Here is a 22,671-nt window from a genome sequence, read left to right as displayed (position 1 = left end):
CGCACCCTCCGTCCCGTGCAGCCGCACGGTTCGCCACGAGGAAGGTCATGGTCATGTCGCACCCGCACGTGTCGTCCATGCACCGGCCGGACCGCCCCCCGCGGGTGGCCGTCAGCCGTCGTCGTCTCCTCGAGGGATCGGCCGCCGTACTCGGCGCGCTCGCCCTCTCCGCCCCCGCCGCCGGCCGCCGCGCCGCCGCCGCGGAGACGACCCCGGAGTGGAACGGCCGGCTCGACGTCTTCCGGCTCGGCACCGAACCACCCCACACCACCCTCATGCCGTACGCGGACCTCGCCCAGGCCCTCGCCGCCGACCGCACCCGCTCCCCCTACCGGATCGACCTCGACGGGACCTGGAGGTTCGCGCACGCCGACCGCCCCGACGACCGCGACGCCGACTTCCACCGCACCGACCTCGACGACAGCTCCTGGGGCACCATCCCCGTCCCGTCGGTCTGGCAGCTGCACGGGTACGACCGCCCGATCTACGTCAACATCACCTACCCGTACTGGGGCCCCAACGGCCACGGCGAGAACCCGCAGCCGCCCGCCGCACCCACCCGCCACAACCCCGTCGGCCAGTACCGGCGCACCTTCACCGTGCCCGCGAACTGGGCCGGGCGACGGACGTTCCTGCACTTCGAAGGGGTCAAGTCCGCGCACTACGTGTGGATCAACGGCCGTCTCGTCGGCTACCACGAGGACTCCTGCACCCCCGCCGAGTACGACATCACCGACCACCTGAAGCCCGGCACCAACCAGATCGCCGTCGAGGTGTACCGCTACTCCGACGGCGACTGGCTGGAGGACCAGGACATGATCAGGCTGAGCGGCATCTTCCGCTCGGTCTACCTCTTCTCCACCCCGGCCGTCCACCTGCGCGACTTCAAGCTGGACACCCCGCTCGGCGCCGACCACACCACCGCGGAGCTGGCGGTCACGGCGAGCGTGCGGGACTACGCGGGCGGATCCGGCGGACGGTACACCGTCGACACCCTTCTGTACGACGCCGACGGGCACCCCGTCTGGCCCCGCCCGCTCCGGCAGACCGTCGACCTCGACCCCGGCGGCGAGACGACCGTACGCGCCGCGCGGGCCGTCCCCTCCCCCCGCCTCTGGTCCGCCGAGGACCCCTACCTCCACACCGCCGTCCTGCGCCTGCGCGACCCCGCCGGAAAGGTGATCGAGACCCTCTCCCACCGGGTCGGCCTGCGCGAGTTCGCCCTCAAGGACGGGCTGATGCGCATCAACGGCCGCCCCGTCTCCTTCCGCGGCACCAACCGGCACGAGATGCACCCCGCCCGCGGCACCGCCCTCACCCGCGCCGACATGATCCAGGACATCAGGATCATCAAGCGGCTGAACATGAACTCCGTCCGCACCTCGCACTACCCGAACAACCCGCAGTGGTACGAACTCGCCGACGAGTACGGCCTCTACCTCGTCGACGAGACCAACCTCGAGACCCACGGCATCCGCGACCGGTACCCCGGCGACCACCCCGACTGGACGGCCGCCTGCGTGGCCCGCGCCCAGAACATGGTCCACCGCGACAAGAACCACGCCTCGGTCGTCATCTGGTCCCTCGGCAACGAGGCCGGCGGCGGCAGCACCTTCACCGCCATGCACGACTGGATCCGCTCCTACGACCCCACCCGCGTCATCCAGTACGAGGGCGACGACCGCCCCGGCGTCAGCGACATCCGCTCCGAGATGTACGACAGCCCCCAACGCGTCGAACAGCGCGCGAAGGACACCGCCGACACCCGGCCGTACGTCATGATCGAGTACAGCCACTCGATGGGGAACTCCACCGGCAACTTCAAGAAGTACTGGGACCTCGTCCGCCGCCACGACGTCCTCCAGGGCGGCTGGATCTGGGACTTCGTCGACCAGTCCCTCAACTGGCCCACGCCGGCCCGCACGTTGTTCACCGAGAGCGGTCCCGCCCGGCTCCGCGGTGAACTCATGGCGTCCAGCGGCACCTTCGACCGCGCCCGGGGTGTCTCCGGAGCCACCGTCTTCGCCCGCGACCCCGGCCTCGACCTCACCGGCTCCCTCACCCTGGAGGCCTGGGTCACCCCCCGCTTCACCGGTTACCACCAGCCGATCATCGCCAAGGGCGACACCCAGTACGCCCTGAAGCAGAACGACCGGACCCTGGAGTTCTTCATCCACGGCGGCGGCCAGTGGATCACCGCCAACTGGACCGTCCCCGAGGACTGGACCGGCCGCGAACACCACGTCGCGGGCGTCTTCGACGCGGACGCCGGCACCCTCACCCTGTACGTCGACGGCGTGGTACGGGCCACCCGCGCCACCACCCGCCGCCCGAGCGGCAACACCGCGCCCCTCGCCCTCGGCAACGACACCGACAACCACACGCGCGAGTTCAGCGGCACCATCCGCCGCGCCCGCGTCCACGCCCGCGCGCTGACCGCGGCCGAACTCGCCGACGACGACCGCGGTCCCGGCGACGACGGCGTGCGGTTCTGGTTCGACGCGGCGACCGTCGCCGTCGACGAGAGGCAGCCGCGCGAGAAGACCTTCCTCGCCTACGGCGGCGACTGGGGCGACCTGCCCAACGACGGCGCCTTCGTCGCCGACGGCATCGTCACCGCCGACCGCCGCCACACCGGCAAGGCCGCCGAGGTCAAGCGCGTCCACCAGGCCGTCGACGCGGCGGCGGTGCCCGGCGGCGGCCCCGGCGCGGTCACGCTGACCAACGAGCACCTCTTCACCAACCTCCGCGCCTTCGACGCGACCTGGTCGCTCGTCACCGACGGGAAGGTCACCCGGAAGGGCCGGCTGACCCGCGGCCAGCTCGACGTGCCGCCGCTGACCCGCAAGGACGTCACCGTCCCCGTGAAGCTGCCCACCGCCCCGCCGCCCGGCAGCGAGTACTTCCTCGAACTGTCCTTCACCCTCCGGGAGTCCACCCCCTGGGCCGAGGCCGGATTCGAGGTGGCGCGGCATCAACTCCCCCTGGAAGCGGGCAGTCCGGCCGTCACCCCCGTCCCCCTCCGGAGCGTGCCCGCCCTCATCCACGAGGACGGCGGCACGACGGTCACCGTCACCGGCCGGGACTTCTCCGTCACCGTCGACAAGCGCACCGGCGTCATCACCTCCTACGAGGCGGACGGCGTCCCCCTCGTCGTCTCGGGGCCGGCGCCCAACTTCTGGCGGGCGCCCACCGACAACGACCTCGGCAACGGCCAGCACACTCGCAACCGCACCTGGCGCGACGCGGGCACCCGTCGCACGGTCACCGGTGTGAGCGTGCGCGCCCTGCGCGACCGGGCCGTGCGGATCGAGGTCACCGGCACCCTGCCGACCACGACCCCGTCGTCGTACACCACCATCTACACCGTGTTCGGGAACGCCGAGATCAAGGTCGACCACACCCTGCGTCCGGGCGCCGCGGACCTGCCGTACCTCCCGGAGGTCGGGAGCATCCTGTTCCTGCCGGCCCGCCTGGAGCACGTCCACTACTACGGCCGCGGCCCCGAGGAGAACCACTGGGACCGCAACGACGGCACCGACGTGGGCCTGTACTCCGGGACGGTGACCGGCCAGTGGACGCCGTACATCCGCCCGCAGGAGAACGGCAACAGGACCGACGTGCGCTGGATCGCCCTCACCGACCGCGACGGCGCCGGCCTGCTCGCCACCGGCGAACCCCTGCTGGAGGTCAACGCCTCCCACTTCACGCCCGAGGACCTGTCGGTCGGCGCCCGCCACGACTACCAGCTCACCCCCCGCCCCGAGGTCGTCCTGCGCCTGAGCCACCGGCAGATGGGCGTCGGCGGTGACAACAGCTGGGGCGCGCACACCCACGACGAGTACAAGCTGTTCGCCGACCGCGACTACGCGTACACCTACCGGCTGCGTCCGCTGAGCCGTGTCGCGGACGCCACGGCGGCCTCGCGCCGGCCGACGGCGACGGAGTAGACGCGCCACCCGCACCCACGGCGGAGAGGACCTGCCGGAGCCGTCCCGACGGGTCCTCTCCACAGCGGTCCCGACAGCGATCTCGGACACACCGCGACGATCTCTGTGGCGGCGGGCGCGGGGGAGCGGAACAATCCACCACGGAACGGATAACGCCGAGCAAGGAAGAGGAACGTCCCATGGTGGAGCAGGACGAGCACTTCGACGTCGTCGTACTCGGCGCCGGGCCCGGCGGCTACGTCGCCGCGGTGCGCGCCGCCCAGCTGGGGAAACGCGTCGCCGTCGTGGAGGAGAAGTACTGGGGCGGCGTCTGTCTGAACGTGGGCTGCATCCCGACCAAGGCCCTCCTGCGCAACGCCGAACTCGCGCACATCTTCACCCGTGAGGCGAAGACGTTCGGGATCAAGGTCGACGGAGAGGTCTCCTTCGACTACGGCGAGGCCTACCGCCGCAGCCGCAAGGTCGCCGACGGCCGCGTCAAGGGCGTCCACTTCCTGATGAAGAAGAACAAGATCACCGAGTACGACGGCCGCGGCACCTTCCTCGACCCGCACACGCTCCAGGTGAGCGGTTACGACGGCGAGACCCGCACCATCGGGTTCACGCACTGCATCATCGCCACCGGCGCCACCCCGAAGCTGCTGCCCGGCACCAAGCGCAGCGCCCGGGTGGTGACCTACGAGGAGCAGATCCTCGCCGAGGACCTGCCGCAGTCGATCGTCATCGCGGGAGCCGGCGCGATCGGCATCGAGTTCGCCTACGTCCTGCACCACTACGGCGTGAAGGTCACGATCGTCGAGTTCCTGGACCGGATGGCGCCGCTGGAGGACGCCGAGGTCTCCGCCGAACTGGCCAGGCAGTACCGCCGGCTGGGCATCGACGTGCTCACCTCGACGCGCGTCGACGCGATCGACGAGTCCGGCCCGCGGGTCCGGGTCACCGTCACCGGCAAGGACGGCGCCCAGCAGGTCCTGGAGACCGACAAGGTCCTCCAGGCCATCGGCTTCGCCCCGAACGTGACCGGTTACGGCCTGGAGAACACCGGCGTGACGGTCACCGAGCGCGGCGCCGTCGACGTGGACGGCCGCTGCCGCACGTCGGTCCCGCACATCTACGCCATCGGTGACGTCACCGCCAAGCTGATGCTCGCGCACGCGGCCGAGGCGATGGGCGTCGTCGCCGCCGAGACCCTCGCCGACGCGGAGACCATGGAACTCGACTACGCGATGATCCCCCGCGCCACCTTCTGCCAGCCCCAGATCGCCAGCTTCGGCCACACCGAGGCCCAGGCCCGCGACCTCGGGTACGACGTCAAGGTCGCCAAGTTCCCCTTCACCGCCAACGGCAAGTCGCACGGGCTCGGCGACACCACCGGGTTCGTGAAACTGATCAGCGACGCCAGGTACGGCGAGCTGCTCGGCGGCCACCTCATCGGCCCCGACGTCACCGAGCTGCTGCCCGAGCTGACCCTGGCCCAGCAGTGGGACCTCACCGTCCACGAGGTCGCCCGCAACGTCCACGCCCACCCCACCCTGAGCGAGGCCGTCAAGGAGGCCGTGCACGGCCTGGCCGGACACATGATCAACATGTGAGAAGGGCGGCGGGCCCGTTCACCCGGACGGTCCCGCCGCGCTCGCCCCCGCCGCGGACCCACGGTGTCCTGGCAGCCGGTGGACCGCGCCCGCGGACAGCGCCGGCTGACCAGGGAGGGCACCATGGCGGACGGTGGCACCCCGCAGGGGGACACGAGCCGCTCGGGCGGCGGGGGCGGCGGGGGCGGCAAGGGCGGCTCGGGTGGTCCGGGTGGTCCGGGCGACGAGCGGGCCGGGCGCGAGCGGCCGCCGGAGGTCCGCCCCCGAGGCGGCCCGACGGGTGAGATCGGCACCGCCTGGTCCGTGCCGCGCGGCGGACCCCGCCCGCCCGACCGGTCCGGCACCGGGGTCGGCGGCTGCGTGACCCTCGCCGGCACCCTGATGCTGTGCGGCGGGTTCCTCGCCCTCCTCCAGGGCGTCGCCGCGATCGCCGAGGACGACATCTACGCCCGGGTCGGCTCGTACGTCTACGGGCTGAGCCTCACCGGCTGGGGCTGGATCCACCTCGTCCTGGGCCTCCTGGCCGCCGTCACCGGCGCGAGCCTCCTGCGGGGCTCCCCCCGGGCCCGTGTCCCGGGCGTCCTCCTCGCCTCGCTCGGCCTCGTCGCCCAGTTCCTCTTCCTGCCGTACGAACCCCTGTGGTCGGTGGTGGTGATGGCGGTCGACGTGCTCGTGCTCCGGGCCCTGGCGTCCTGGCTGGCGAAGACCGGCTGACGGGCGAAGACCGGCTGACGGGGGAAGGGCGGCTTTTGCCGGCCCGGGCTCGGCGGTGCGGCGGGTGGCGGGTCACTCGGAGGTGTCGCTGATGCCCAGGCGCAGGTGCTCCACGTGGTAGACGGCCTGGTCGAGGAGTTCGGCGACGTGGTGGTCGTGCAGCGCGTAGACGACCGAACGGCCGCGCCGCTCGCCGACCACGAGGCCCAGGTTGCGCAGCAGCCGCAGCTGGTGCGAGCACGCGGACTGCTCCATGCCCACCGCGGCGGCCAACTCCGTGGCGGGGAGCGGGCCTTCGCGCAGGCGCGCGAGGATCAGCAGCCGGGAGGGGGTGGAGAGGGCCTGGAGGGTGGTGGCCACCTTCGCCACGTTGTCCGCGTCCAGGCGCACGCGCTCGGTGGCTGTGGTGGTGACGGCTCCATGACCCATGCCGGTATCTTACCCACCTGACATGAACGAATGAATGAGTCTTCATGTGTTCCTGTATGGTGGGGCGGGTGTCCACGTTGTCCAACACCCTTGCCTCTCCCCCCACCGCCGCGGGCCCGGCGGCGCCCCGCCGCCGCACCCGCCTCCTCGCCCTTCCGGAGGCCCGCTGGGCCCTCGCGGCCACGGTCGCCTTCCTGGCCGGCCTGGGCTTCGACGTCGGCGGCGCACCGTCGTGGGCGTACGGAATCCCGTACGCGGTCGCCTATGCGGCCGGCGGCTGGGAACCGGCCCTCGAAGGGCTGCGGGCCCTGCGTGAGAAGACCCTCGACGTCGACCTGCTGATGATCGTCGCCGCGCTCGGGGCGGCCGCGATCGGGCAGGTCTTCGACGGAGCCCTGCTGATCGTCATCTTCGCCACCTCCGGCGCCCTGGAGGCGCTGGCCACCGCCCGCACCGCCGACTCCGTCCGCGGCCTCCTCGACCTGGCCCCGGACACCGCCACCCGCCTCACCGACGACGGGGAGGAAACCGTCCCGGCCGCCGAACTCCGCGTCGGCGACCTGCTGCTGGTCCGCCCCGGCGAACGCATCGGCGGCGACGGCCGCGTCGTCGACGGGGTCAGCGAGGCCGACCAGGCGACCGTCACCGGCGAACCGCTGCCGGTGGTCAAGCGTCCCGGCGACGACGTCTTCGCCGGCACCCTCAACGGCACCGGCGCCCTCCGCGTGCGCGTCGAACGCGACCCCGCCGACTCCGTCATCGCCCGCATCGTCACCCTCGTCGAGGAGGCCTCCCGCACCAAGGCGCCGACGCAGTTGTTCATCGAGAAGATCGAGCAGCGCTACGCCGTCGCCGTCGTGGCCGCCACCCTCGCCGTCTTCGCCCTGCCGCTCGCCTTCGGCGCGGACCTCACCGACGCCCTGCTCCGCGCGATGACCTTCATGATCGTCGCGTCGCCGTGCGCGGTCGTCCTGGCCACCATGCCGCCGCTGCTGTCCGCCATCGCCACCGCCGGCCGGCACGGCGTCCTGGTCAAGTCCGCCGTCGCCATGGAACGCCTCGGCGAGATCGACACCGCCGCCCTCGACAAGACGGGCACCCTCACCGAGGGAGCACCCGAGGTCACCGACGTGTGCCCGCTGCCGGGCTCCGGCCTCGACGCCGACGCCCTCCTCGCCCTGGCCGCGGCCGCCGAGCACCCCAGCGAACACCCGCTGGCGCGGGCGGTCGTGGAAGCGGCCCGCGCCCGCGGACTGCGGATCTCCCCGGCACGGGACTTCGTGGCGACCCCGGGACGCGGGGTCGGCGCCGTGGTGGACGGGCGCGTGGTGGAGGTGGGCAGGACGGGGGACACCCACCTGCCGGCGGGCGCCGGCACACACGATCCCGCTCCCCGCCACTCCCGCCTCGACCGCCCGCACCCCCGCCCCCCGGCCGGCACCACCGTCCTCGTCACCCGCGACGCCACCCCCGTCGGCACCCTCGTCCTCACCGACCGCCTCCGCCCCGCCGCCCCGGCCGCCACCGCCGCCCTCGCCGGGCTCACCGGCACCACCCCGGTCCTCCTCACCGGCGACAACGCACCCGCCGCCGCCCGCGTCGCCGAGGCCACCGGCATCACGGACGTCCGAGCGGACCTGCTCCCCGAGGACAAGGTGAACGCCGTCCGCGGCCTCCACCGCGCGGGCCGCAAGGTGCTGTTCGTCGGGGACGGCGTCAACGACGCGCCCGCGCTCGCCGCCGCCCACGCGGGTCTCGCGATGGGCCGGGCGGGCTCCGACCTCGCACTGGAGACGGCCGACGCCGTCGTGGTCCGCGACGACCTCACGGCCGTACCGGCGGTCGTACGGCTCTCGCGGACCGCGCGCCGACTGGTGCTGCAGAACCTGGTGATCGCCGGCACGTTCATCACCGGCCTCGTCCTGTGGGACCTCGTCGGCCACCTCCCGTTGCCGCTCGGTGTGGCCGGTCACGAGGGGTCGACCGTACTGGTCGGGCTCAACGGGCTGCGGCTGCTGCGGGAGCGCGCCTGGCAGGGGTGACCGGCGAGGGCGCAGCACACGCGAGGCTGATGTCGGATTCCCGCCAGCGTGCGACGGGCCCGATGGCCGATGCTGGACGCATGCTGAACGGGATGTACACCGACCGGGAACGCTGTGTGCGCGCTGTGCAGTCCAAGGACGCGCGGTTCGACGGCTGGTTCTTCACCGCCGTCCTGACCACCGGCATCTACTGCCGGCCGAGCTGCCCGGTGGTGGCGCCGAAACCGGAGAACATGGTGTTCCACGCGAGCGCCGCCGCCTGCCAGCAGGCCGGGTTCCGGGCCTGCAAGCGCTGCCGGCCCGACACCAGCCCCGGCTCCCCGGAGTGGAACCGGCGCGCCGACCTCGTGGCCCGCGCCGTGCGGCTGATCGCCGACGGCGTGGTCGACCGCGAGGGCGTGCCCGGCCTCGCCGGCCGCCTCGGCTACAGCACCCGCCAGGTCGAGCGCCAGCTCCTCGCGGAACTCGGCGCGGGCCCCCTCGCGCTGGCCCGCGCCCAGCGGGCCCAGACCGCCCGACTGCTCATCGAGTCCACCGCGCTGCCCATGGCCGACGTGGCGTTCGCGGCGGGCTTCGCGTCCGTGCGCGCGTTCAACGACACCGTGCGCGAGGTCTTCGCCCTCTCCCCGACCGAGCTGCGCGCCCGCGTCCCGAAGCGCGGCGACGCCACCGCGACGGCACTCCGCACCCCCACACCCGCGACCCTGACGTCCCCGATCCGGCCGACGCCGGGCACGCCACCCGCCGGAACGGCCGCGGCCCCTGCCGCCCCCGTCACCCTCCAGCTCCGCCTGCCGTTCCGCGCCCCCCTCAACCCCGACAACCTCTTCGGGCACCTCGCGGCGACCGCCGTGCCGGGCGTCGAGGAGTGGCGGGGCGGGGCGTACCGGCGCACGCTGCGGCTGCCGTACGGGCACGGGATCGTGGGGCTCGCCCCGCGCCCCGACCACATCGCCTGCCGGCTCACCCTCAGCGACCTGCGGGACCTCACCGTCGCCATCAGCCGCTGCCGGCGGCTGCTCGATCTGGACGCCGACCCCGTGGCCGTCGACGACCGGTTGCGGGCCGACCCGCTGCTCGCCCCGCTGGTGGACAAGGCGCCGGGCCGCCGCGTCCCGCGCACCGTGGACGAGGCGGAGCTCGCCGTGCGCGCGGTCCTCGGGCAGCAGGTGTCCACGGCGGCGGCCCGCACCCACGCGGCCCGGCTGGTCACCGCGTACGGGGACGCCGTCGACGACCCGGAGGGCGGCCTCACCCACCTCTTCCCGACGCCCGAGGCGCTCGCCGCCCTCGACCCCGCCTCGCTGGCGATGCCCCGCACCCGCCGTACGACGTTCACCACCCTCGTCGCCCGACTCGCGGGCGGCGGGCTGCACCTGGGAGTGGAGTCCGACTGGGCCGAGGCCCGTGCCCGACTGCTGGAGCTGCCCGGGTTCGGCCCCTGGACGGCCGACGTCATCGCGATGCGCGCACTCGGCGACCCCGACGCCTTCCTCCCCACCGATCTCGGAATCCGGCGCGCCGCCGAGGAGTTGGGCCTGCCGTCCACCCCGGCGGCGCTGACCGCCCGCGCGGCGGCGTGGCGCCCCTGGCGGGCGTACGCCGTCCAGTACCTGTGGGCGACCGGCAGCCACCCGGTCAACCACCTTCCGGCCTGAGCACGTTCACGAAGGGACGCACCATGAAGCGGTACACCGTCATCGACAGCCCGTACGGCCCCCTCACGCTCGTCGCCGACGACGGTGTCCTGTGCGGTCTCTACATGACCGAACAGCGCCACCGTCCGGTCGAGGAGAGCTTCGGCTCCCGCGACGACACGCTCTTCGGCGCTGTCGAGGAACAGTTGGAGGCCTATTTCGCGGGCGAGTCGAAGGATTTCACGCTCCCGCTCAGGCTGCACGGCACACCGTTCCAGCGCACGGTCTGGGAGGCCCTGCGGCAGATCCCCTACGGCGAGACCCGCACCTACGGTGAACTCGCCGAGGCCCTCGGCCGGCCGACCGCCTCCCGCGCCGTGGGTCTCGCCAACGGCCGGAACCCGGTCGGCATCATCGTCCCCTGCCACCGTGTCGTCGGCGCGAACGGCAGCCTCACCGGTTACGGCGGCGGCCTGGAACGCAAGCGGCAGCTGCTGGACTTCGAGAGCGGAAGGGGCGCCGCGGCACTCTTCTAGGCTCCGCCGGGTTCGAACCGTTCTCGTTCACGTCTCTGAACAACAATCACATGCAGGGCCGTTGACGCGCTCATGGCAAGTGCTTACCTTCCAGGGGGTAAGCGCTTTCGTCCTCTGCGTGCCGAGCCCGGTCGTCCGCCGTGTTCACCTCGTCGAACCAGCCGTATGGTCGCACCGGGCCCGCCGCAGGGCAAAGGGGTCAGCGAACCCTCGTCGGTAGAGCCGCAACCACCTGGAGAGAACGATGCAACGGAGACCCGTCATCGCGTGCGTCGGCCTGCTGGCCGGCACAGTCGTCGCGTTGTCCGGCAACACGGCGCAGGCAGCGTCCACCCGCTACGAGGCGGAGACCTCGCCCGCGGTCTGCACCGGCACCATCGACTCCGACTGGGCCGGCTACTCCGGCAGCGGATTCTGCAACGCCACCAACGCGGTCGGCGCGTCGGTGCAGTTCACCGTGAACGCCTCCGCCGCCGGCACGGCGACGCTCGGCGTCCGCTTCGCCAACGGGACGACCGCCGCCCGGCCCGCGACCCTCACGGTGAACGGCTCGTCGGCCACCACGGTCTCCTTCGAGAGCACCGGCACCTGGGGCGCGTGGACGACGAAGACGCTGTCGGTGCCGGTGACGTCGGGCAGCAACATCATCCGGCTCAGCCCCACCACGGCCGCCGGACTGCCCAACATCGACCACCTCGACGCCGAGACCGGCGGCACCACCACCCCGCCGCCCTCGGCGACCGCCCTCTACGTGGCGCCCGACGGCACCGACGGCGCCGCCGGCACCCAGACGGCGCCCACCACGCTCACCTCGGCGATCAGCCGCATCACCCCCGGCGGCACCATCTACCTGCGCGGCGGAACGTACCGCCACGCCCAGACGGTCACCATCCCGGCGGGCAACAACGGCACCGCCGCCGACCGCACCGAACTCCTCGCCTACCCCGGTGAGACGCCGGTCCTGAACTTCTCCGCCCAGGCCGAGGACCCCGCCAACCGCGGCCTCGCCGTCAACGGGTCGTACTGGCACATCAAGGGGATCGTCGTCGAACGCGCCGGGGACAACGGCATCTTCGTCGGCGGCAGCAACAACGTCATCGAGCGCACGGTGACCCGCTTCAACCGCGACACCGGCCTGCAGCTCTCCCGGATGCTGTCCAGCACCCCCAGCAGCCAGTGGCCGTCGAACAACCTCATCCTGAGCGCGGAGTCGCACGACAACGCCGACTCTGACGGCGAGGACGCCGACGGCTTCGCCGCCAAGCTCACCACCGGCCCCGGGAACGTCTTCCGCTACGCCGTGTCCCACAACAACATCGACGACGGCTGGGACCTCTACACCAAGTCGGACACCGGCCCGATCGGCCCGGTCACCATCGAGGACTCCCTCGCCTACGACAACGGCACCCTCAGCGACGGCTCCCAGGCCGGCAACGGCGACCGCAACGGATACAAGCTCGGCGGCGAGGACATCGCGGTCGACCACATCGTCCGGCGCAGCATCGCCTACCACAACGGCAAGCACGGCTTCACCTACAACAGCAACCCCGGCTCCATGACGGTGTCGGACAACATCAGCATCGACAACGCCCAGCGCAACTTCAACTTCGACGCCGGCACCTCGGTGTTCCGGGGCAACACCTCCTGCCGCAGCGGCAGCGGCACCAACGACCGGATCATCGGCAGCGCCGACGGCACCAACCAGTTCTGGTCCGGCACGAACGGCTCCCGCTGCTCGTCCTACTCCGGGGCCCTGCACTGGTCCTACGCCTCGGACGGCCGGCTGGTCGTCACCTTCGGCGGCAACTAGGGCCTGCCCGGCGGGCGGACCGCCCACCCCCACGCGCTCCGCCCCGACGCCTCGACGCCCCGACGCCCCGACGGCCCCCACCGGCCGCCGGGGCGTCACCGTCGTCCGGCGGGGGCCGCCGGGGTCCGCGAACGGACACCGAGCGGTCCCGGCCGGTGCTATCGTCCGGCCATGGCCAAGGTCGAAATCTCCCTCGACGCCGATCTCGTCGTCGAGGTCATGGTGCTCACCGGTGTGGGGAGTCCCCGGGACGCCGTCGAACTCGTGGTGCGCGACTACATCGAGCGCGGTCACCGCACCGAGGCGCGGACCGCCACCCGCGACGAGGCGCTGCGCGCGGTGGACGTCAAGCCGCGTGACGTGGAGGGCTGAGACCGCCACGAACGCTCCGCCCCCGGCGAGGGCGCCCCGCGGAACCCGCGGGTCCGCCCGTCACGCCACCCGGTGGCCGTTCTCCAGCTCCGCCGTCCCAGAGCCGTCGGCCAGGACGTCCAGCGCGGCCAGCACCCGGTGGCCGAGGGTGCCCAGGAGGTGGTCGGTGATCTCCTCGCGCGGCACCAGCCGCCAGGACAGCAGCTCCTCCTCCTGGAGGCGGATCGCCTTGAGGTCCTCCTCGTCGAGGACTCCGCCGTCGTACACGTACGCCACCAGCGGTGGCCGGTTCTGACCCTGCACCCAGTCCACGGCGAGCAGCCGTCCCGGCTCGCGGTCGAGGCCGATCTCCTCCAGCGTCTCGCGGCGCGCGCCCCGGCGCGGGGTCTCACCGTCGTCGGACTCGACCGTGCCGCCCGGGAGCACCCACCCGGCGCGGTAGTTGGGCTCGACCAGCAGCACCCGCCCCCGCGCGTCCCGGAAGAGCGTGGCGGCGCCGGCCAGGACGCGGGGCAGCGAGGCGATGTACGTGGCGTAGTCAGTGGTGGTCATCCCCGAAGGGTATCCAGCCGGATGTCCGGTCCCGTGCCCGCCGACGCCGCGCGCGGAGGCGGGGGACCGGCCCGTTCACGGGGTGTCCGCCCCCACCAGCCGCAGTGTGCGCCCCGCGAGCTCGCTGATCCGCACCCCGTCGAAGCCGAACACGGCACTGCGCACGGTGTCCTCCAGCGGCTCCGTCCACTGCGCGGGGATCGCGGCCGCTCCGGTCAGCACCCCGGCCACGGAACCGGCCGTCGCCCCGTTGGAGTCGGTGTCCAGGCCGCCGCGCACGGTGAGGGCGATGGTGCGGGTGAAGTCCCCGTCGCCGTACAGCAGCCCGGCGGTGAGGACGGCGGCGTTGGGGACCGTGTGGATCCAGCCCAGGCCCGCCGTCTCCTCCGCCACCGTGCTGAGCGTGTCCTCCCAGCTCAGACCGGTGCCGTGGAGGGAGGTGACCCGGCGTACGGTCCGGGCGAGGCGGCTGCTCGCCGGGATCACCGCCAGCGCCTCGTCCACGGCGTGCCGCACCGACGGCGCGGTGAAGGCGGCCGACACCAGCGCCGCCGCCCACATCGCCCCGTAGACCCCGTTGCCGGTGTGCGACAGCACCGCGTCCCGGCGGGCCAGCGCGGCGGCGCGGCGGGGCAGGCCCGGGCTGGTCCACCCGTGGATGTCGGCGCGGATCAGGGCGCCGATCCACTCCTGGTACGGGTTGTCGTACGTCGCCGTCAGCGGCGGCTTCAGCCCGTTCGCGAGATTGCGGTAGGCCGCGCGCTCCGCGGTGAACGTCTGGAGGTACGGCAGCCGCAGCAGCCACAGATCGCCGACCTGCTCGGTGCTGAAGCCGAAGCCGTGGGTCTCCAGGAGGTCCAGGCCCAGGACGGCGTAGTCGATGTCGTCGTCGCGGCAGCTGCCGTGGACGCGGCCGCGGACGCACTGGCGCCACTCGGGGCGCAGCGGCGGCCCGTCGTGGCCGGGGGCCGGTTCGGGCAGGTAGTCGGTGAGCGGCAGGGCGTCCGCCCGCCGCAGGTAGCGGTCGATGCGTTCGCGCGTCCACAGGTCGCCCTGCTCGACCGGTTTGCCCAGCATGTTCCCGGCGATGCGGCCCAGCCAGCCCCCGAGGACGCGGTCGGCGAGTCCGGGCTCGTTGCCCACAGCGGTCATGCTTCCGGTCTACCCGATCCCGCGACCTGCCGCGTCCCCGCGCGCCGCCCGTCCGCGCCCGGCCCGCAGGGGACGGGGGCCGCTGGCGGTGGCGTCGTGGCTGTTCACGGCCCGGACAGGGCATGACGGCGAGGGCGCCCGCCGGTTAAGGTCGCAGCGGCGCGACTGGCCCCGATGCGCGTGGGCCCGGGAGAGCAAGGGGATGGAAGTGGCGGACGCTGGAGCGCGGGGCACCCGCAGGGTGCTCGTGGCCGCGGACAAGTTCAAGGGCTCGCTGACGGCCGTCGAGGTCGCCGAGCGGGTGACGGCCGGACTGCGCCGGGCCCTGCCGGAGGTCGAGGTCGAGGCCCTGCCGGTCGCCGACGGCGGCGACGGCACGGTCGCCGCGGCGGTCGCGGCCGGGTTCGAACGCCGGGAGGTGCGGGTCGCCGGCCCCCTCGGGCAGGAGGTCACCGCCGCGTTCGCGCTGCGCGGCGACACCGCCGTGGTGGAGATGGCCGAGGCGAGCGGACTGCAACGGCTGCCGGCCGGCGTGTTCGCCCCGCTGACGGCCTCCACGTACGGCTCGGGCGAGCTGCTGCGGGCCGCGCTGGACGCGGGGGTGCGCACGATCGTGTTCGGGGTCGGCGGCAGCGCCACCACGGACGGTGGCGCGGGCATGCTGTCCGCGCTGGGCGCCCGCTTCCTGACCGCGGACGGCGCGCCCGTCCCACCGGGCGGCGGCGGTCTCGCGGACCTGGCGAGCGCGGACCTCTCCGGTCTCGACCCGCGCCTGGCCTCCGTGGAACTCGTCCTGGCCAGCGACGTCGACAATCCGCTGACCGGTCCCAAGGGCGCCCCGGCGGTCTACGGCCCGCAGAAGGGCGCCTCGCCGGACGACGTGGCGGCGCTGGACTCGGCGCTCACGCACTACGCCACGGTGCTGGAGACCTCGGTCGGGCCGCGCGCCGCCGAGTACGCCGCCGCGCCGGGGGCGGGCGCCGCGGGCGGCATCGGGTACGGCGCCCTGCTGCTCGGCGCCCGGTTCCGGGCCGGCATCGAGGTCATGCTGGACGTGCTGGGGTTCGCGCCGTCGCTGGAGCGGGCCGAGCTGGTGATCACCGGCGAGGGGTCCCTCGACGAGCAGACCCTGCACGGCAAGGCGCCCGCCGGGGTCGCCGCGGCGGCCCGTGCGGCCGGCAAGGAGGTCGTCGCGGTGTGCGGCCGTCTGGCGCTGCCGCCCGAGGCCCTGGGCCGGGCCGGCATCCGGCGGGCCTATCCGCTCACGGACGCCGAGCCGGACGTCGCCACGTGCATCGCGGAGGCCGGCCCGATCCTCGAGCGGGTCGCGGAGCGGATCGGCCGGGACTTCCTGACCTGACCTGACCTGATCCGGGCCGGCCGATCCGCCACGAGGCGGGGGAGGGCGACAGGGACCGGCGGACGAAACGGGTGTGGCCCGGACCTCGAAGGTCCGGGCCACACCCGTCGGTGAGGGGAGAGGGCTACGGCAGCTGTGCCGCCCGCGCCTCGCGCCGGTTGCCGCGGAAGTTGTTCACCCGGCGGGCCGTGGCGAACAGCGGGATGACCGCGCCCATGACCAGCTGGAGCGCGCACCCCGTCTGGAGCAGCAGCTGGCCACCGGGGGCGTCGAAGGCCCAGGCGGTCAGCAGACCCATCGACAGCACGATCCAGCCGAGCATCGCGCCGGCCAGGCGGCCCCGCGGCTTCGGGTACTCGACCCGGCTCACCATCAGCCAGGCGGTGCCCAGGATGGCGAGGAGCGTCGCCACGAAGGGCAGCTCCAGCAGCACGATCGACACGACCGTCAGCGCTCCGAACGGTGACGGCATGCCCTGGAACATGCCGTTCGTCGGGGTCACACAGGAGAAGCGCGCGAGTCTCAGCACCACCGCCAGCAGCACGACGATCGCCCCGACCGCGGCCACTCGCTGGTAGGCGTCGTCCGCCACCATGCCGTAGACGAGGACGAAGTACGCCGGTGCCAGGCCGAAGCTGATCAGGTCGGAGAGGTTGTCCAGCTCCGCGCCCATCGGCGACGAGCGCAGCTTGCGCGCCACCAGGCCGTCGAACAGGTCGAAGACCGCGGCGCAGAGCATCAGGATGACCGCCGTGGCCGCGCTGTTGCGCGCCATGCCGGATTCCTGGCTGTCGGTGAGGTGCGGGATGAGGATGCCGGTGGTGGTGAAGTACACCGCCATGAATCCGCACGTGGCGTTGCCGAGGGTGAGGGTGTCGGCTATCGACAGGCGGAGGGAGAGCGGCATCTCCTCCTCTTCGTCCACCTCGTCGGCCTCGGGCACCCAGCCCCCCTGGGTCTCCGGGTCAATCACGGTCAATGCGAGTCACCCCCGCCACGGTCTTCTGTCCCACCTCGACCGCGACGTCCACGCCCTCGGGCAGGTAGATGTCGACGCGGGAGCCGAAGCGGATGAGGCCGATGCGCTCGCCCTGCTCGACCTTCGTGCCCTCGGGGATGTAGGGGACGATGCGGCGGGCGACGGCTCCGGCGATCTGGATCATCTCGATGTCACCGAGCTCGGTGTCGAAGTGCCAGACGACGCGCTCGTTGTTCTCGCTCTCCTTGTTGAAGGCCGGCACGAACCCGCCCGGGATGTGCTCGACCGACGTCACCGTGCCGGCCAGCGGGGCGCGGTTGACGTGGACGTTGAGCGGGCTCATGAAGATCGCGACCCGGGTCCGTCCGTCCTTCCACGGCATGATGCTCTGCACCACACCGTCGGCGGGGGAGATGACCCTGCCGGACGCGATCTCGCGCTCGGGGTCGCGGAAGAACCACAGCATGCCCGCCGCGAGAGCGGTGGCGGGCACGGCGACGGCCTTGGCGACACCCGAGCGGCGGGCGCGGACCAGGCTGACGGCGGCGGTGGCGACGGTCGGGAGGAGCCACGGCGATGCTCCGCGCGCAAGGCGTACGCCGGCCAGGCTGTCGCGAGGTGCAGAGGTTTGGCTGTGGGGCATGGATGACCTTCGTAGCGGATGATGCCGCGCTTCGACAGGGGGACGGCGGCTTTACCCGCGATCGTAGCGGTTCCGGGCCGTAACTGGGTAAGCCAGGAAGCCGAGTCGACGGCATGGGGCGGTTGACGGGGTGTGATCTTCTTCTCGAAGAAAACACCCCCAACCGGGCATCTAGCCCTGGAATCGATACTCTTCGAGCAGTCTGCGCCCGATGATCATCTTCTGGATCTCGGCCGTGCCTTCCCCGATGAGCAGCATCGGGGCCTCCCGGTAGAGGCGCTCGATCTCGTACTCCTTGGAGAAGCCGTAGCCGCCGTGGATCCGGAAGGCGTCCTCCACGACCTCCTTGCAGTACTCGGAGGCGAGGTACTTCGCCATCCCTGCCTCGAGGTCGTTTCGTTCCCCGGAGTCCTTTTTGCGTGCGGCGTTCACCATCATGGCATGGGCGGCCTCGACCTTGGTAGCCATCTCGGCCAGTTTGAACTGGATGGCCTGGTGCTGGGCGATCGGCTTGCCGAAGGTGTGCCGCTGCTGGGCGTACCCCACACCCAGCTCGAAGGCACGCTGGGCGACGCCGCAGCCACGCGCGGCGACGTTGACGCGGCCGACCTCCACGCCGTCCATCATTTGGTAAAAACCGCGGCCGGTGACCCCGCCGAGCACCCGGTCCGCGGGAACGCGCAGGCCGTCCATGATCAGCTCGGTGGTGTCGACGCCCTTGTAGCCCATCTTGTCGATCTTGCCCGGGATGGTGAGGCCCGGGCGGACCTCGCCGAAGCCCGGCTCCTTCTCCACCAGGAAGGTCGTCATCGACCTGTGGGGCGCGGTCCCCTCGGGGTGTCCTTCGTCACTTCGCACGAGAACGGCCACCAGCGAGGACGTGCCGCCGTTCGTCAGCCACATCTTCTGGCCGTTGAGGACGTACTCCTCGCCGTCCCGCACCGCCTTCGACGTGATCGCCGACACGTCGGAGCCGAGCCCCGGCTCCGACATCGAGAACGCACCCCGGATGTCGCCGGCCGCCATCCGCGGCAGGAAGTGGTCCTTCTGCTCCTGGGTACCGTGCTGCTTGAGCATGTACGCCACGATGAAGTGCGTGTTGATGATGCCGGAGACGGACATCCAGCCGCGGGCGATCTCCTCGACGCACAGGGCGTAGGTGAGGAGCGACTCGCCCAGGCCCCCGTACTCCTCGGGGATCATCAGGCCGAACAGCCCCAGTTCCTTCAGGCCGTCCACGATCGCCTGCGGGTACTCGTCGCGGTGCTCCAGCTCGGTGGCGACCGGGATGATCTCCTTGTCCACGAAGTCGCGGACGGTGGCGAGGATCTCCTGCTGGACGTCCGTCAGACCGGCGGTCTGGGCGAGTCGCGCCATGGCTACTTCTCCGTCTTTTCCGAGGGGTCGTTCAGCTCCGGGCGGCCGGGCTGCTCGCCGCCGCGCTCCTTGATGTACGTCTCCGTGGGCACCATGACCTTGCGGCGGAACACGCAGACCAGCGTGCCGTCCTGCTTGTAGCCCTTGGTCTCGACGTGGACGATCCCGCGGTCGTTCTTCGACTTCGACGGCCACTTGTCGAGCACGGTCGTCTCGCCGTAGATCGTGTCGCCGTGGAAGGTCGGCGCCACGTGCCGCAGCGACTCGATCTCCAGGTTGGCGATCGCCTTGCCGGAGACGTCCGGCACGGACATGCCGAGCAGCAGCGAGTAGACGTAGTTCCCGACGACGACGTTCTTGCCGAAGTCGGTCGTGTGCTCCGCGTAGTTGCTGTCCATGTGGAGCGGGTGGTGGTTCATGGTGAGGAGGCAGAAGAGGTGGTCGTCGTACTCCGTGACCGTCTTCCCGGGCCAGTGCTTGTAGACCGCGCCGACCTCGAACTCCTCGTAGGTGCGTCCGAACTGCATCGCGCTCAGCCCTCCGGGATCTCGAACTTGCTGGTGCGCTGCATGCCGGCGGCGCGCCCCTTGCCGGAGACGACCAGGGCCATCTTGCGGCTGGCCTCGTCGATCATCTCGTCGCCGAGCATCGCGGAGCCCTTCTTGCCGCCCGCCTCGGACGTGTAGTAGTCGTACGCGTCCAGGATCAGCTCGGCGTGGTCGTAGTCCTCCTGGGACGGCGAGAAGATCTCGTTGGACGCCTCGACCTGGCCCGGGTGCAGCACCCACTTGCCGTCGAAGCCGAGCGCGGCGGCGCGCCGCGCGACCTCGCGGTAGCCGTCGACGTTGCGGATCTGGAGGTAGGGGCCGTCGATGGCCTGGAGGTCGTTGGCGCGGGCGGCCATCAGGATCTTCATCAGGATGTAGTGGTAGGCGTCCGCCGGGTAGCCGGGCGGCTGCTCGCCCACGACCAGCGTCTTCATGTTGATCGACGCCATGAAGTCGGCCGGGCCGAAGATGATCGTCTCGATGCGCGGGGAGGCCTGCGCGATCTCGTTGACGTTGTTGAGGCCCTGGGCGTTCTCGATCTGCGCCTCGATGCCGATCCGGCCGACCTCGAAGCCCATGGTCTTCTCGATCTGGGTGAGGAGGAGGTCCAGCGCCACGACCTGCTGGGCGTTCTGCACCTTCGGCAGCATGATGCAGTCGAGGTTGGGTCCGGCCCCCTCGACCACCGTCACGACGTCGCGGTACGTCCACTCGGTCGTCCAGTCGTTGACCCGGACCACCCGCGTCTTGCCCGTCCAGTCGCCCTCGTTGAGGAACTTGACGATGGTGTGCCGCGCCTCGGGCTTGGCGAGCGGCGCGCACGCGTCCTCCAGGTCGAGGAAGACCTGGTCCGCCGGGAGGCCCTGCGCCTTCTCCAGGAAGCGCGGGTTGCTGCCCGGAACGGCCAGACAGGAGCGCCGCGGACGAAGACGGTTGACAGTCATGCGGGGACCTCCAGGGGGTCGAGCTTGTTCGCTTTCCGGATCTCGTCGACGATGCGGCCGATGATTCCGGTGATGTCGAAGTCCTTCGGGGTGAAGACCGCGGCCACGCCGGCGGCCCTGAGCCGTTCGGCGTCTCCATTCGGGATGATGCCACCGGCGATCACCGGGATGTCTGTGGCACCGGCCACACGCAGCCGTTCGAGGACGTCGGGCACCAGCTGGGCGTGCGAGCCGGACAGGATGGACAGGCCCACGGCGTGCACGTCCTCCTCCAGCGCGGCGTCCACGATCTGCTCGGGCGTCAGCCGGATGCCCTGGTAGACCACCTCGAAGCCGGCGTCCCGCGCGCGGACGGCGATCTGCTCGGCGCCGTTGGAGTGCCCGTCCAGGCCCGGCTTGCCGACCAGGAAGCGCAGCTTGCCGACGCCCATGTCCTTCGCGGTCACGTCGACCCTGCGGCGGACGTCGGCCATGGCCGAGCCCTCCTCGGCCGGCACCGCCACCGGCGCCGACGACACGCCGGTCGGGGCGCGGAACTCGCCGAACACCTCGCGCAGCGCCCCGGCCCACTCGCCGGTCGTGACCCCGGCGCGGGCGCACTCCAGGGTGGCCTCCATGAGGTTGGCGGTGCCCTTGGCGGCCTCCTTCAGCTTCTCCAGCGCCTTGCACGGGCGCGGATGGTTGAAGGGCGGCTGGTAGCGCGTGTCGCGCCAGTTCCGCAGAGAGGTGACGACCCGGGCCTCGACCGCCGGATCGACCGTCTGGATGGCCGTGTCGAGATCCGCGGTGAGCGGGTTGGGCTCCGTCGTCTCGAAGACGTTGACGCCGATGATCTTCTCCTGCCCGGACTCGATCCGGGCCCTGCGCTCGGCGTGCGAGGAGACGAGCTGCGACTTGAGGTAGCCGGACTCGACGGCGGCCATCGCGCCGCCCATCTCCTGGATCCGCTCGATCTCCGCGAGCGACTCCTCGACCAGCTCGCCCACCTTCGCCTCGATCACCTTCGAGCCCTCGAAGATGTCGTCGTACTCCAGCAGGTCGCTCTCGTAGGCCAGCACCTGCTGCATGCGCAGCGACCACTGCTGGTCCCAGGGGCGGGGCAGGCCCAGCGCCTCGTTCCAGGCCGGCAGCTGCACGGCACGCGCGCGTGCGTCCTTGGACAGGGTCACGGCCAGCATCTCCAGCACGATCCGCTGGACGTTGTTCTCCGGCTGCGCCTCGGTCAGTCCGAGGGAGTTGACCTGGACGCCGTAGCGGAAGCGGCGGTGCTTGGGGTCCTCGATGCCGTACCGCTCGCGCGTGACGCGGTCCCAGATGCGGCCGAAGGCGCGCATCTTGCACATCTCCTCGACGAAGCGGACGCCCGCGTTGACGAAGAAGGAGATGCGGCCGACGACGTCGCCCATGCGCTCCTGCGGCACCTGGCCGCCGTCGCGGACCGCGTCCAGCACGGCGATCGCCGTCGACATCGCGTACGCGATCTCCTGGACCGGCGTGGCGCCCGCCTCCTGCAGGTGGTAGCTGCAGATGTTGATCGGGTTCCACTTCGGCATGTGGGAGACCGTGTACGCGATCATGTCCGTCGTCAGGCGGAGCGAGGGTCCCGGCGGGAACACGTGCGTGCCGCGGGACAGGTACTCCTTGACGATGTCGTTCTGGGTCGTGCCCTGGAGCCGGGTGATGTCCGCACCCTGCTCCTCGGCGACGACCTGGTAGAGCGCCAGCAGCCACATGGCGGTGGCGTTGATGGTCATCGAGGTGTTCATCTGCTCCAGGGGGATGTCCTGGAACAGCCGGCGCATGTCACCGAGGTGGGCCACCGGCACGCCGACCCGGCCGACCTCGCCGCGGGCGAGGACGTGGTCGGAGTCGTAGCCGGTCTGCGTCGGCAGGTCGAACGCCACCGACAGGCCCGTCTGGCCCTTGGCGAGGTTGCGCCGGTACAGCTCGTTGGACGCCTCTGCCGTGGAGTGACCGGCGTACGTGCGCATGAGCCACGGCCGGTCCTTCTGACGCTCAGTCATCTATGACCCC

At 72.0% G+C, this 22,671-nt stretch carries 18 protein-coding genes; 9 read left to right on the top strand and 9 right to left on the bottom strand.

Annotated elements, in window-relative coordinates; translation table 11 throughout:
• Positions 1 to 53: 53 nt before the first annotated feature.
• From ACH4N1_RS09275 to ACH4N1_RS09265, 3 genes are all read left to right on the top strand, one after another.
• Positions 54 to 3,950 carry a glycoside hydrolase family 2 TIM barrel-domain containing protein gene (locus ACH4N1_RS09275; protein WP_398095720.1) on the top strand — a complete coding sequence of 1,299 codons (3,897 nt, stop codon included), beginning with the start codon at positions 54 to 56 and terminating at the stop codon, positions 3,948 to 3,950.
• Between the two features lie 179 nt (positions 3,951 to 4,129).
• On the top strand, positions 4,130 to 5,542 hold the full coding sequence (lpdA, locus tag ACH4N1_RS09270) for a dihydrolipoyl dehydrogenase (RefSeq protein WP_398095718.1): 1,413 nt from the start codon (positions 4,130 to 4,132) through the stop codon (positions 5,540 to 5,542).
• A gap of 63 nt (positions 5,543 to 5,605) precedes the next feature.
• Positions 5,606 to 6,256 (top strand): hypothetical protein, encoded by a 651-nt coding sequence (locus ACH4N1_RS09265; RefSeq protein ID WP_398095716.1) that lies wholly within the window; start codon positions 5,606 to 5,608, stop codon positions 6,254 to 6,256.
• Between the two features lie 72 nt (positions 6,257 to 6,328).
• Here ACH4N1_RS09265 and ACH4N1_RS09260 read toward each other — a convergent pair whose 3' ends face one another.
• On the bottom strand, positions 6,329 to 6,685 hold the full coding sequence (locus ACH4N1_RS09260; protein WP_366058014.1) for a metalloregulator ArsR/SmtB family transcription factor: 357 nt from the start codon (positions 6,683 to 6,685) through the stop codon (positions 6,329 to 6,331).
• 56 nt (positions 6,686 to 6,741) lie between these two features.
• Here ACH4N1_RS09260 and ACH4N1_RS09255 point away from each other — a divergent pair, with 56 nt between their 5' ends.
• From ACH4N1_RS09255 to ACH4N1_RS09235, 5 genes are all read left to right on the top strand, one after another.
• Positions 6,742 to 8,727, top strand: coding sequence for a heavy metal translocating P-type ATPase (locus ACH4N1_RS09255; protein ID WP_398095976.1), 1,986 nt, complete (start codon positions 6,742 to 6,744; stop codon positions 8,725 to 8,727).
• 80 nt (positions 8,728 to 8,807) lie between these two features.
• Entirely contained in the window at positions 8,808 to 10,385 is a 1,578-nt protein-coding gene (locus ACH4N1_RS09250) for an AlkA N-terminal domain-containing protein (RefSeq protein ID WP_398095713.1), read from the top strand.
• A gap of 23 nt (positions 10,386 to 10,408) precedes the next feature.
• Entirely contained in the window at positions 10,409 to 10,900 is a 492-nt protein-coding gene (locus ACH4N1_RS09245; protein ID WP_398095711.1) for a methylated-DNA--[protein]-cysteine S-methyltransferase, read from the top strand.
• 244 nt (positions 10,901 to 11,144) lie between these two features.
• Positions 11,145 to 12,710: a right-handed parallel beta-helix repeat-containing protein gene (locus ACH4N1_RS09240; protein WP_398095709.1), complete on the top strand. Its 1,566-nt coding sequence runs from the start codon at positions 11,145 to 11,147 to the stop codon at positions 12,708 to 12,710.
• A 171-nt stretch (positions 12,711 to 12,881) separates the two neighbouring features.
• Positions 12,882 to 13,082 carry a type II toxin-antitoxin system VapB family antitoxin gene (locus ACH4N1_RS09235; protein ID WP_382792503.1) on the top strand — a complete coding sequence of 67 codons (201 nt, stop codon included), beginning with the start codon at positions 12,882 to 12,884 and terminating at the stop codon, positions 13,080 to 13,082.
• A gap of 60 nt (positions 13,083 to 13,142) precedes the next feature.
• On the opposite strand, the gene ACH4N1_RS09230 is transcribed toward ACH4N1_RS09235, so the two are convergent.
• A complete protein-coding gene (locus ACH4N1_RS09230; RefSeq protein ID WP_398095707.1) occupies positions 13,143 to 13,634 on the bottom strand; it encodes an NUDIX domain-containing protein in 492 nt (163 codons plus the stop codon).
• 75 nt (positions 13,635 to 13,709) lie between these two features.
• A complete protein-coding gene (locus tag ACH4N1_RS09225; RefSeq protein ID WP_398095706.1) occupies positions 13,710 to 14,786 on the bottom strand; it encodes an ADP-ribosylglycohydrolase family protein in 1,077 nt (358 codons plus the stop codon).
• A gap of 241 nt (positions 14,787 to 15,027) precedes the next feature.
• Between ACH4N1_RS09225 and ACH4N1_RS09220 the strand changes: the two genes are divergently transcribed.
• A complete protein-coding gene (locus ACH4N1_RS09220; RefSeq protein WP_398095974.1) occupies positions 15,028 to 16,146 on the top strand; it encodes a glycerate kinase in 1,119 nt (372 codons plus the stop codon).
• 124 nt (positions 16,147 to 16,270) lie between these two features.
• On the opposite strand, the gene pssA is transcribed toward ACH4N1_RS09220, so the two are convergent.
• From pssA to ACH4N1_RS09190, 6 genes are all read right to left on the bottom strand, one after another.
• Complete coding sequence (pssA, locus tag ACH4N1_RS09215; protein WP_398095973.1) at positions 16,271 to 17,089, bottom strand: CDP-diacylglycerol--serine O-phosphatidyltransferase; 819 nt, start codon at positions 17,087 to 17,089, stop codon at positions 16,271 to 16,273.
• A 22-nt stretch (positions 17,090 to 17,111) separates the two neighbouring features.
• Complete coding sequence (locus ACH4N1_RS09210) at positions 17,112 to 17,768, bottom strand: phosphatidylserine decarboxylase (protein ID WP_073496205.1); 657 nt, start codon at positions 17,766 to 17,768, stop codon at positions 17,112 to 17,114.
• A 171-nt stretch (positions 17,769 to 17,939) separates the two neighbouring features.
• Positions 17,940 to 19,145, bottom strand: coding sequence for an acyl-CoA dehydrogenase family protein (locus ACH4N1_RS09205; protein WP_398095705.1), 1,206 nt, complete (start codon positions 19,143 to 19,145; stop codon positions 17,940 to 17,942).
• Positions 19,146 to 19,147: 2 nt separating this feature from the next.
• The gene (locus ACH4N1_RS09200) at positions 19,148 to 19,672 is read right to left on the bottom strand and encodes a MaoC family dehydratase (RefSeq protein ID WP_392245937.1); all 525 of its coding nucleotides are present in this window, start codon (positions 19,670 to 19,672) and stop codon (positions 19,148 to 19,150) included.
• 5 nt (positions 19,673 to 19,677) lie between these two features.
• Positions 19,678 to 20,637 carry an HpcH/HpaI aldolase/citrate lyase family protein gene (locus tag ACH4N1_RS09195; RefSeq protein ID WP_398095703.1) on the bottom strand — a complete coding sequence of 320 codons (960 nt, stop codon included), beginning with the start codon at positions 20,635 to 20,637 and terminating at the stop codon, positions 19,678 to 19,680.
• Positions 20,634 to 22,661: a protein meaA gene (locus ACH4N1_RS09190; protein ID WP_398095701.1), complete on the bottom strand. Its 2,028-nt coding sequence runs from the start codon at positions 22,659 to 22,661 to the stop codon at positions 20,634 to 20,636. The genes ACH4N1_RS09195 and ACH4N1_RS09190 overlap by 4 nt, the downstream gene beginning before the upstream one ends.
• Between the last annotated feature and the right edge of the window lie 10 nt (positions 22,662 to 22,671).

Source organism: Streptomyces sp. NPDC017202 (assembly GCF_044331705.1).
Lineage (GTDB): Bacteria > Actinomycetota > Actinomycetes > Streptomycetales > Streptomycetaceae > Streptomyces.
The sequence above is the reverse complement of the archived record's forward strand: the minus strand, read 5'-3'. Positions and strand labels throughout refer to the sequence as shown.